The organism is Mesobacillus sp. (assembly GCF_049588175.1).
In the GTDB taxonomy this organism is placed as follows: Bacteria; Bacillota; Bacilli; order Bacillales; family Cytobacillaceae; genus Mesobacillus.
The window spans coordinates 1-11,051 of record NZ_JBAVFI010000131.1 but is presented as its reverse complement, the minus strand read 5'-3'; the positions used below and the strand labels follow the sequence as shown (position 1 = coordinate 11,051).

Genomic DNA, 11,051 nt, shown 5'->3' with positions numbered 1-11,051 from the left:
GTACTGATCTATGAAACTTACCTTAGCGTCAATTTTTTGGATGGTCTCAGGATTAATATCGATCTTCATGCTTGGATAAATTACATTATATAAAGACATAAATGAGTTAAGGTTTGAATGAAATTGGTCATTATCACCTTCACTTGCAGCTGTTTTTACTTCGTTGAACACCGTCATGATTGGTCCTTCCATCTCTGTCCATAACGGCTGGTGTGTAGATGCTATAGCATCGATGGCAAGTCTGAATTTAGTGACCTTGTTCATTCTTTCATTATCGCCCATTTCAGCATTTGCCATTGCTTCAATTGCTTCTTCATGAGCAACGGTTATAATTCTAAGCTCATCCATCGAAAATGGCCTGCCGTTCCCTGTAACCGTAAGAAACTCTTCTGAAAAGTGTTTCAGGATCCTGTTTGCATCATCATAGCGATGAAGCTTGGCCATTTGCAGAGCTTCATCAGAAATCTCATCAAGCTGTTCTACAGGCGACGTTGTTTCGGCATATGCTGCTAACGGCGCAAGCATAAGCAGCACCGAAAATAATAAGAAAAATTTTGCTTTCATTCCTGTCCCCCCTCTAAATACTATTAAAATGTATGATAGGGTGGACAAGGTTAGACCAGAATTTGAGTCTTATCGGAATGTTTTTATAGATATGGAAAATCTGCCTGGGCGAAGGCTAAAATAATATCCGATGCCAACTGACAGAATACTGAGCCAGAATGTAAAGTAGCCGATTTGGTCCATGTATAAATCTAGCGAATGGTACCTTGGCATCATCATGAACACATAGTCGATCATTTCGTTATGCAGGACAACAATAGCTGCCACTATCAAGTGCCACGCCTTCATTCGGTAAAAAGGTGCATACAGCACACCCTCCACTGCCATTGCAAAGTGTGAACCCATTAGCATTAATCCAATCCAGTCGAGATGTCCGGATACAAAAAAAACAAGCATATTCATCACTACAGCCCATATTCCATATTTAAAAAGGCTGACAATGGCAAGGGCCTCCATTAGCGGCCAATTCCTTCCCATTAAGAAAGCTGCCAAAACGAATACAAAAAATAGACTGGCTGTCGGGCTGTCCGGTACAAAAAGCAAGAATTCAGGCGGGGTATCTACAAGCTGCCATTTATACCAGTAGTAACCATAAGCAGTCCCTAGTACATTGACCCAAAATAATAACCAGAGTACAGATTTATTGCCCAGTAAAGGATATATTCTCTTAAACATCTTGTCTCTCCATTCCAAAGTTTTCTAATTCTATTATTACAGTTTAAGGATCAGAAACCAAGCAAGTATTCTGTATATATAATATTGGCTTTGTTAAACAAGGCTGTTGATTTTCGTTACAGGCGCTTCGCTTTCCGCAGGGCTGGCGCTGATCCTCCTCGTCGCTTCGCTCCTGCGGGGTGTAAATGATTCCTCACGAGAATCATTTCACCTAGGTCTCACCTGACCAGCTAAGTCTGCAGGAAACTGATTAGCTTCTTCGAATCTGCCCACGCACGATGGAAATGCGTTAACATTTTCGGAGGATTCTTCGCGCCTTCCACTACAATCAACAGGTTTTAAAAAACAACATTGGGCGTTAACAGAGCCATAATATTAAAAGGCTATATTAAAATATTTATTGTATGGTTGAGGATTTTACACAGGAATCATCTATATTCGTATAGCCGAATAATTTGAATCGTCTAGTCCAAATAAATGATGATTCCAATCAAAGATAGATAAGTTCTGAAATCGTCACCCATTGCAAGTAGAGCTTTTAATCCCGTAAAAAAAACCTGCAAGTTATCCTTGCAGGCTTTTTGTTCTTATTTACTTAGGCCGTCAATGAATTCAGAAAGTGTCTTAAGTTCTTCATCAGTTCCTTTGAAGACAGCAGGCATATTGCCTCTTCCTTCTTTCGCAACTTTAGCAATCTCTTCTGCATTCAGTTTGGTAGCAGCAAGACTCGGAGCAGTAGCACCTCCGCCAAGTTCTCCTCCATGACATGAAGTACATGTTTGAGCTTGGGCAATCTTATAACCATCAGAGTTTTTATCGATTTTTACATCAGATATCTCACCCTGTTTCTTCGCAGCTTCCCAGTCATGGGTAGCAACGGATTCCCAAGTAAGATAGAAGATTGAAGCAATTGCCAAAAGCATAAAACCAGTTGCAAGCGGACGTTTTGATGGACGGCGTTCAGGGCCGCGGTCAATGAACGGAGCTAGCAATAGTGCACCAAAAGCGAGACCAGGTATTACCATAGCCCCGATAACTGTATAAGGACCAGATGCATATGAATATTTAAGCAATTGATATAAGAATAAGAAATACCAGTCTGGCAGCGGAATATATCCTGTGTCTGTAGGGTCGGCAATCCTCTCAAGCGGAGACGGGTGTGCAATTGTTAAGCACAAGAATCCAATCAGGAAAACAGCTCCAACCATCCATTCTTTCAACAGGAAGTTAGGCCAAAACGCTTCCGTTTTACCAGGGTATTCCGAGTAGTCTTTCGGAATATTAGGCTTGCGTTCTGCAGGAACACGAGAGTCTCCTACGAACTTCATACCTTTACCACGATGCATCGAGCAATCCCCTCCTTTTTCCAAATCGTTGGGCGAATTTCCATCCGCACAACACTTTCAATCGATTATTACAATGGACCAGAAATACCTTGCTTACGAATCATTATGAAGTGCGCTCCCATTAAGCCCAAAAGTGCTCCAGGCAAGAAGAATACGTGGATCGCAAAGAAACGAGTCAAGGTTTGTGCACCAACAATTGTTGAATGTCCAGAAAGCAGAATCTTAATATATGGTCCAATTAATGGAACCGCGTCAGCAATCTGCAAAGTAACCTTCGTTGCGAATAATGCTTTCATATCCCATGGAAGCAAGTATCCAGTTAAACCTAGGGCAAGCATAATGAAGAAAATTAAAACTCCGACAACCCAGTTCAATTCACGAGGTTTTTTATAAGCTCCCTGGAAAAACACGCGAAGCGTATGTAAGAACATCATTACAATAACAAGGCTCGCACCCCAGTGATGCATACCGCGGACAATTTGTCCAAATGCTACTTGATTTTGAAGATAATATACAGATTCCCATGCATTCTTGATGTCAGGAACATAATACATTGTCAGGAACATACCAGACAGGATCTGTATTACAGTAATGAAAAACGTCAGACCTCCAAAGCAATAAACAAACGCGGAAAAATGATGCGCCGGGTTAACGTGCTCAGGTACTTCATGGTCTGCGATATCGCGCCACATAGGCGTAATATCTAAACGCTCATCTACCCAATCGTAAATTTTGTTTAACAATGATTACGCCCCCTTCCGTGGTTTGGCTTTTCCTACATAAAGCAATCCGTCTTTTTCTTTTGTTGGATATACATCCAAAGGTGCCAATGGCGGTGTACCAGGCACGTTCGTTCCATCCTTTTCGTAACGGCCATAATGGCAAGGGCAGAAGAATTGGTTAGGATTCTGTTTATCCGTATTCCATGCTACAACACACCCTAAGTGTTTACATACTGGTGAAAGGGCAATAATTTTCCCTTCTTCATTTTTGTAAACCCATGCAGTTCCTGTTTCTTCAGATTCATACCATGCATCTTTTTGTGTAAATGTAAAATTGACTTTTTGCGGTTCATTCGTAATTTCTGTAACTTTCAATGGAGTTGCGATGAAATCTCCCGCTTCTTCTCCCTTAAGCACAGGATCTACGGCAAATCGGACCATTGGCATTAGCATCCCTGCAGCCATGAAACCGCCTACACCTGTAAGAGTATAGTTTAAGAATTGACGTCTTGAAACACGATGCTTACTCACGCTATTCCCCCCTCTATTCCCAAGTTAAGTCCCCAACGGACATAATTTAAACACATTTTAAAACTAGGACATAACCATGATATATCAATCTCATTACAAAATCAATATAATACTATGTTGAAAACATTTTTCGCAAAGATAAACCGTACAGGCTTATTCCTCCTGCTCCCATTTTTCAGTGAAAAGCGTTAAAAGCTGCTTTACCTGGTCCTCGACAATCGAAACTTTCTGCTGGTCTTGTATATGCTCTAGTGGCAATGATGGCAGCCATATGAGCGTTCCTGATAATTCATTCTCATGCTGTCTCCAGCTGCTATCAGAGGTCACGAAAAACAGATGCTTGAACTGCTTGTCCAACACAGTTTTTTCCCATTCCTGCAATGTATTAAGATTTCCAGAATGGCCTTTTATATACACAAAGGCTGGCAAAAGGAAAATACGGCCCTTAAACTGTTTTTCAAGCTGTCCAGTAAGAATTCCAACAAATTCAGCCATAGATGCACTTTGTTTCATGTCACTGTCAAAAGAAACTGGCAATAACGGTATGATAGCCGTATCCACATATTCTGCCGCCTTTTGGTACATTTCAATGTCTGCAGCAACCCACTTCATAATAACCAACTCCATCTATCAGATAATCCATTATCTATAATATCATTACTAAATTTAGTTTTCGAATAGTTTTGAAATTGAAGACAAAAAAGCGGAAAATTTCGCAGTGAAATATCCAAGGATATTTTATTGAACATTTTTCAGGCAAAATAAAAAGCCTGCTATCAAAGCAGACTATGTTAAATTCACTGCGCCTAATCTTTTTAATTGTTCGGTCAGATGTGCAAAGGCTTCCTGGTCCTGGCTGTCCAATGCTTCATCAATCAAGTGCAGCAGTTTGTCTTTCTGGAACTTCTGGATGCTGTCCTCAAGGAACCGTTCCGCAACCATTTTGTCACTTTCACTGATTTGAAGCTGCCCTGGCATATAAGGATTTTCTTCCAATACCGCCGCAAACTGGTGGGCTTTGTTTGAAGCATGGAAATTTAACTGGATATAAATTTCTTCTTCCCTGTTCAAACGAATATCATGGAAAGACTTTTCTGCGTCTGTCGTCATTACATTTTCTTTAAAGAACCGGAATGGAACTTCATCTACGCAATGGGTCGACATAACTAATCCCCTGGGGCAGTACTGCGCATTTTCAACAAAATGGACTTTCTCCATCAGCTGGTCATGGCTCATCAAGTAGTTAAGGATCCAAACACATTCCCGCCTTTTCAGCTGATAATGGTTCAAAAACCAGCGGATAAAATCCTTCTTCTCGTTGACAGATACAGGGGTTGTCATTTTTGAATCCCTCCTCTGCATAACTCAAATATTTTTTGATTACTGATTTTCCGTTAACCGATCCAACAGCTCCCGGAATTCTTCATTGCCAGGTTCTTTTTCAACTAACTTACTAAAAATTTCGGCAGCCACGTCCATTTTTCCTTCTTCAATTAAAAAATATCCGTAATCCGTTAAAAATTCTTTGTTGTCTTTAAAGAAAGTATATGCTAGATGATATTTGTTTAATGCCTGTGAAAAATCTTCAATGTTCTGATACGCAACAGCCTCATCCCAGAGCAGCTGCGGTTCTTCTTCTTCGTTCAGGTCCACTTCACGGAGAAGGTCCAATACATCTTTGTGTCTTTCCTGCATCAACAATAGCTTATTCAGGACAAGTACACCTTCTGTAAATCCAGGGTCAAGTGCAATTGCTTCGCGAAGCAATTTTTCCGCTGCTTCTTCATCAGGCAGCTTAAGTGCCAGTTTGCCACCATAGAAATATAGATCCTTATTGAAGTCATCCTGCTCAATGCCGAGTTTGACAGTTTCAAAGGCTTCCTCGATCATTTCTTCCCGTTCATATGATTTAGCCAGATATAAATATAGGGAATGGTATTCTGGATCCAAAGTCTTTAGCTCTTCAAATTTTTCGATTGCAGTTTTATTATAGCCTGCCTGCAAAGCTGTAAAGGCAAATCCAAACAGAGTATTTATCTCCAGTTTTTGATCAATAGCCTTTTCGTAATAATGTAGTGCTTCTTCAAATGACCCGCCGGCACTCAACGTTTCTGCCATGCGCTGGTTAAGGTTCACTCCGCCGATTTCTTCACTGGTTTTGAGCACAGTCTCATAATACTGTATTGCTTCCATTAATTTACCTTGATGTGAATAAAGCTCACCAAGAGCAAAGTCAATCACTGGCTCTGATGGAAGCATCCTTTTGGCCTCAAGAAGCTTATTTTCGCTAACTTCATATAGACCTTCCATTTGATAAATATCGGCTAACAGCAGCAATGTCTGTGGAAATGATGGATCATCTGCTTTTACTTTTTCAAGGGAAAGAATTGCTTCTTCTTCCTTACCTAACTCAATCCATGTTTCAGCAAGCAGAACAAGCAATTCACCTTCATCAGGATAACTTTTTAAAAGGCTTTCCAGCAATGCTCCCGTTTCTTCCATGAATCCAAAGCGGAAAAGCTCTTCAGAAAGCAAGAACTTTTCTTCATCACTGCCTTTAGCCAAAATATCCTGGTAAGCAGCCATCGCCTTTTCTAGTTGTCCATTTTCAATAAACTCAGTTATTTCTTGTACTCCGACCATCTATATCATCCTATCTTTTAGTTTCAATCATTTGTTCGCTTAGCTCCAATCAACAGAGTACTTATAACTAAAATTAAGCATTAATGCATCTCTGGGAGCAGAAATCAGTAATTATCAGTAAAAAAACCTGGTGTGTTAATTATAACATTCTCTCCCTTACCAGGACGATAATAAACCTCGCATCCGGCTCGAATGACTTTTCCCTTGTCTACCGTAACAGCCAGCAGATGAGAACAGCTTGAGAAAAGCCCATTTTCATCAAGCATGGCAGTCTCATCATTTTTCTGGTATAAATTATAACTCAGCTCGCCTCCGCTGTGTAAATTTGATTTGGCTGGAATAATTCCAATCTTCTTCAAAATAGTTCTCCGTATCGGACTTAACACTGCTAATTCTTCGTAAACAGCAGGAATTCCTTCTCTTTTCATCCGCTCCGCCCAAACATTTAGCTGCAGCTGTTTCTCCTTTTTATTTTTACAGTCCGGAAAAACCGGTATGATCGGGCTGTTAAAGGGAAACATCGCTTCCTTGACCCACCCCCACGGGATTCGGTCGAGCTCTTTCATATCACTTATTTCCAAAAAAAACGCCGGAATTTTTGCCTTTTTACATTTCCTTACAAAAACTGGATTCAGCAAACGGGCTGGAATGCTGATCCCTAGTACATAATCGATGGGACTGTCAATCAAATCACTTTTAGCTTGCTTCAATCTCAGATCCAGTTCCCGCTCATATTGCACCTTTACTGTTGTTAAAACAATTGTACTCCCGCGCAAGAGGAAGTTTTTCAGAAAATAGTCTTTTCTTTCTTTAAAAGGCCCGGTTAACGGGAGATTAGGGTCAAAGAGGGCATGTGTAGGGGTCATTATATATGCATCAGCATCCATTCGCATATAGTTATACTGATTAAAAGAAGGTCTTGCAGAAATAATCCTCTCACCATCAACCAGCAAGCTGGTATTTGATATGGCTTGTCCTTTTAGCACATGGGCATTCTCAATTATATATGTCATAAAACCACTCCTTAATCGGTCTTATGACAAGCTATGCAGAAAACTTAGGAATATAACGGTTCTTTAAATATAAGCTCTGTTAAGTCTAATTATAGGCTCTATTAAACAAGGCTGTTGATTTTCGTTCCAGGCGCTTCGCTTTCCGCGGGGCTGGCGCTGAGCCTCCTCGTCGCTTCGCTCCTGCGGGGTCTCACCTGTCCCGCTGCTCCCGCAGGAGTCTTCGCGCCTTCCACTACAATCAACAGGGTTCAAATAACAACATCGGGCTTTACACAACCTAATTATAAAATCCCGCTTGATTACTTCACAGAATACTTACTAATTAGGAATTCAGAAACTTAAAATACAGCAAAAGGCCATCCTAAAATGCAGGATAGGCCTTCCATAGATTAAAATGACCATTTCAAGAATTTATTTTAAAGAATCCAAGTCCTCGAAAAAACCAGGATATGATACTGCAACTGCCTCACTATCTTCAAGACTGACTTCTTCGCTGGATATTAGGGCAGCGATTGAGAGCATCATGCCTATCCGGTGGTCTCCATAGGTTGATACAGTACCACCCTTAAGGTCTGTTTTACCTTCGATGATCATACCATCTTCTGTTGCTTCAATTTTAGCTCCAAGTTTGGTTAATTCATTCACCACTGTATCAATCCGGTTTGTTTCTTTCACCTTTAATTCAGCAGCATCTTTAATGATTGTCTGGCCTTCAGCCTGTGAAGCAAGCAAGGCTATTACCGGTATTTCATCAATCAGCCTTGGGATTAATTTTCCTGCCACTGTCGTGCCTTTTAGCTGGGAATATTTAATTCTGATATCTCCAGCCGGTTCAGCTGATTTTTGATCGTAATCCTCTATTGTCAGATCGGCTCCCATTTCTTTTAGGACATCGATAATCCCAGTCCTTGTCGGGTTCAAGCCTACATTCTTAAGCAATATCTCACTGCCAGGGGTGATCGCTCCTGCAGCCAGGAAAAATGCGGCTGAGGAAATATCGCCTGGTACTTCTATATTCGTACCTACAAGCTCTTGTCCTCCACTAACAATAACTTTATCGCCTTGTTGCTCGACACTTCCACCAAATTGCCTGATCATCCGTTCTGTATGGTCTCTTGTCTTCACTGGTTCAATGACGGTAGTTTCCCCTTCTGCTTGTAATCCAGCAAGCAAAATAGCTGATTTCACTTGAGCACTGGCCACCGGAAGTTCGTATGTAATACCCGTCAATTTCTTGCCACTAACAGTCAACGGCGTAAATTCTCCATTGTTTTTGCCGGTAATCTTTGCTCCCATTTTAGATAAAGGTACTGTTACTCTCGTCATCGGCCGTTTAGCAATCGATTCATCACCTTCCAGACGTGATTCGAATGAAAGGCCTGAAAGGATGCCCATAAGCAGCCGGATTGTTGTTCCTGAGTTTCCTACGTATAAAGTGTGATCGGATCTCCTCAACCCGTCCAAACCTTTACCACGAATCGTCACTTCACTGCCACTCTGATTGATTTCAACTCCAAGACTGCGAAAACAAGAAATGGTGCTCAAACAATCTTCTCCAGGCAGAAAATTAGTCACCTTAGTCAGTCCGTTTGAAATTGAGCCGAACATAACAGCCCTATGAGAAATCGATTTATCACCTGGGACTTTAATTTCACCCTTTAATGAAGTTGATTTGGTTATTAGCTTCTTTACTGACATACTTCGCTCCTTATTCTCCAATAGAAGTACCATAGTTTGTATGTTTTTGAATGCATTTTTGTGCACTGGCGCGGTCTTCAGGTGTTTGAAAGCTTATCACAAGCACCCCATATATATCTTCCCTTGTTTCAAGGATGCGGATATTGGTAATGCTGATTCTTTCATCAGCAAGATATCCAGTAATCTCGGAAATGACACCCGGGTAATCAGGAACATCCACAAATAAATCATAAAAACTAGGAATAGCTCCCTTATCACGGGATGGCAAACCGTCCCTGAAATTTTTGGCTGTGTCGAAGTAATCATAAATCAAACGTTCTTCGCCAGCATGCAACATTTCTTTAACACGCTCCATCTCAGTCTGCCATTCATTAAGCAATGAAATAAGTACAGGACGATTCTGAAGCAATATGTCTCTCCACATTTTTGGATTACTTGAAGCAATTCTCGTAATGTCCCTAAAACCGCCGGCAGCCAGCCTGGTTATAAGTACATTTCCCTCATCTGCCCTGGCAGCCTGGTGCACAAGGGAAGCTGCGATGATATGAGGAAAATGGCTGACTACCCCAGTGAGGTAGTCATGCTCTTTCCCGGATACAATGAGAAATTTGGCGTTTGTTCCTGTCAACCATTCCTTCAGCCTGTCTGCAGCATCCTTTTGAACTCCTTGTACCGGAGTCAGCAGATAAAAGGCATTTTCAAAAAGAAGTTTCTTGGCAGCTGTTATTCCGCTTTTATGCGAGCCAGCCATTGGGTGCCCGCCTATAAACGCAATCCCTTTTTCAGTTAAGCACGAGGCTTTTTCAGCGATATACTCTTTAGTACTTCCTGTATCAGTGACTAGGACATCTTTCTTAAGCGGCACATTTGCCAGGACCTCAAGAATTTTGGCTGCTGCTTCCACAGGCGTTGCAATGATAATTAAATCAGCCTCTTCTGCTCCGGCTTCGATGCTCGCGGCTGCATCATCAATGATCTGCAGCATCTTTGCCAAACTGACTTGATGTTCATCTGCATCAAAACCTATGATTCTTGATTCAGGATGTTCTTCCTTTATGCATAGAGCAAGCGAGCCGCCAATTAGTCCTAATCCGATGATAAATACGCGGCCTTTCAAAATGCATCAACGCCTTTATTTAGAAATTGCTGTATTAACATGTAGATATTCTTTTATTTTTTCAATTACTCCAGCATTTTGTTCCCGGGAGCCAATCGTAATCCTTACACTGGTCGGGAATCCGAGTGCTTTGCCTGAACGCACGATAAACCCGCGTTCAAGGAGAAATTGAAAGACCTCTTGCCCGTCTGCGGCAAAATCAATCAAAATGAAGTTACCCTGGGAAGGATAATATTTCAATCCAGCTTCATCACAAAATTGATAAAACTGTTCAAGACCTGCCATGTTTTCCTGTTTACATTTTTCAATAAATTCCTGATCCTCAAGTGCGGCGATTGCAGCTGCCTGTGCCAGTGTATTGACATTAAAAGGCTCCCTGGCAGGTTCTAGTGCTGCTATCGTTTCTTCATGGGCAATCCCGTATCCAACCCTCAGGCTGGCAAGGCCATATATCTTTGAAAAAGTCCTTAATACGATGACATTTTTATAGTCCTCAAGCAACCTAAGGGAATCGTGGAAGTCATCTGCAGAAACATATTCGAAATATGCTTCATCCAGCACGACAAGAACGTTGTCTGGAACTCGGGAAAGAAACGCCTGCAAATCAGCTTCTTTTATATATATTCCAGTTGGATTGTTTGGAGAGCATAACCAGACGACAGCAGTTTTCTTATCAATAGCAGCAGCCATTCCGTCCAAATCGTGCGCTCCATCTTTTAAAGAAATTTCCCTGATTTCGCAC

At 41.3% G+C, this 11,051-nt stretch carries 12 protein-coding genes; all 12 read right to left on the bottom strand.

Translation table 11 applies throughout. From position 1 onward, the window contains the following. On the bottom strand, positions 1-564 hold a 564-nt coding region (locus WB217_RS03270), incomplete at its 3' end, for a sporulation protein YpjB (protein ID WP_423990597.1). 69 nt (positions 565-633) lie between these two features. After that, a complete protein-coding gene (locus WB217_RS03265) occupies positions 634-1,239 on the bottom strand; it encodes a DUF1405 domain-containing protein (RefSeq protein ID WP_423990595.1) in 606 nt (201 codons plus the stop codon). Positions 1,240-1,826: 587 nt separating this feature from the next. Next, complete coding sequence (locus WB217_RS03260; RefSeq protein WP_335375683.1) at positions 1,827-2,585, bottom strand: menaquinol-cytochrome c reductase cytochrome b/c subunit; 759 nt, start codon at positions 2,583-2,585, stop codon at positions 1,827-1,829. 68 nt (positions 2,586-2,653) lie between these two features. After that, complete coding sequence (gene qcrB, locus WB217_RS03255; RefSeq protein ID WP_423990593.1) at positions 2,654-3,328, bottom strand: menaquinol-cytochrome c reductase cytochrome b subunit; 675 nt, start codon at positions 3,326-3,328, stop codon at positions 2,654-2,656. A gap of 3 nt (positions 3,329-3,331) precedes the next feature. Next, positions 3,332-3,838 (bottom strand): ubiquinol-cytochrome c reductase iron-sulfur subunit, encoded by a 507-nt coding sequence (locus WB217_RS03250; RefSeq protein WP_423990591.1) that lies wholly within the window; start codon positions 3,836-3,838, stop codon positions 3,332-3,334. A 153-nt stretch (positions 3,839-3,991) separates the two neighbouring features. Further along, positions 3,992-4,450 (bottom strand): YpiF family protein, encoded by a 459-nt coding sequence (locus WB217_RS03245; protein WP_423990589.1) that lies wholly within the window; start codon positions 4,448-4,450, stop codon positions 3,992-3,994. Positions 4,451-4,624: 174 nt separating this feature from the next. Then, positions 4,625-5,179 (bottom strand): ReoY family proteolytic degradation factor, encoded by a 555-nt coding sequence (locus WB217_RS03240; RefSeq protein WP_423990587.1) that lies wholly within the window; start codon positions 5,177-5,179, stop codon positions 4,625-4,627. 39 nt (positions 5,180-5,218) lie between these two features. Then, the gene (locus WB217_RS03235) at positions 5,219-6,481 is read right to left on the bottom strand and encodes a tetratricopeptide repeat protein (RefSeq protein WP_423990585.1); all 1,263 of its coding nucleotides are present in this window, start codon (positions 6,479-6,481) and stop codon (positions 5,219-5,221) included. Between the two features lie 104 nt (positions 6,482-6,585). After that, positions 6,586-7,494, bottom strand: a complete 909-nt coding sequence (locus tag WB217_RS03230; RefSeq protein WP_423990583.1) for a hypothetical protein — start codon at positions 7,492-7,494, stop codon at positions 6,586-6,588. Between the two features lie 411 nt (positions 7,495-7,905). Further along, positions 7,906-9,192, bottom strand: coding sequence for a 3-phosphoshikimate 1-carboxyvinyltransferase (aroA, locus tag WB217_RS03225; protein WP_423990581.1), 1,287 nt, complete (start codon positions 9,190-9,192; stop codon positions 7,906-7,908). Positions 9,193-9,202: 10 nt separating this feature from the next. After that, positions 9,203-10,309, bottom strand: coding sequence for a prephenate dehydrogenase (locus tag WB217_RS03220; RefSeq protein ID WP_423990579.1), 1,107 nt, complete (start codon positions 10,307-10,309; stop codon positions 9,203-9,205). A 15-nt stretch (positions 10,310-10,324) separates the two neighbouring features. Continuing rightward, positions 10,325-11,051: pyridoxal phosphate-dependent aminotransferase (locus WB217_RS03215; RefSeq protein ID WP_423990577.1), on the bottom strand; the 727-nt coding region annotated here is incomplete at its 5' end.

Excerpts from the sequence above, each read along its gene's own strand:
- WB217_RS03235 (WP_423990585.1), bottom strand. The coding sequence starts at position 6,481 with ATGGTCGGAGTACAAGAAATAACTGAGTTTATTGAAAATGGACAACTA.
- WB217_RS03265 (WP_423990595.1), bottom strand. The coding sequence starts at position 1,239 with ATGTTTAAGAGAATATATCCTTTACTGGGCAATAAATCTGTACTCTGG.
- WB217_RS03240 (WP_423990587.1), bottom strand. The coding sequence starts at position 5,179 with ATGACAACCCCTGTATCTGTCAACGAGAAGAAGGATTTTATCCGCTGG.
- aroA (WP_423990581.1), bottom strand. The coding sequence starts at position 9,192 with ATGTCAGTAAAGAAGCTAATAACCAAATCAACTTCATTAAAGGGTGAA.
- WB217_RS03245 (WP_423990589.1), bottom strand. The coding sequence starts at position 4,450 with ATGAAGTGGGTTGCTGCAGACATTGAAATGTACCAAAAGGCGGCAGAA.
- WB217_RS03260 (WP_335375683.1), bottom strand. The coding sequence starts at position 2,585 with ATGCATCGTGGTAAAGGTATGAAGTTCGTAGGAGACTCTCGTGTTCCT.
- WB217_RS03230 (WP_423990583.1), bottom strand. The coding sequence starts at position 7,494 with ATGACATATATAATTGAGAATGCCCATGTGCTAAAAGGACAAGCCATA.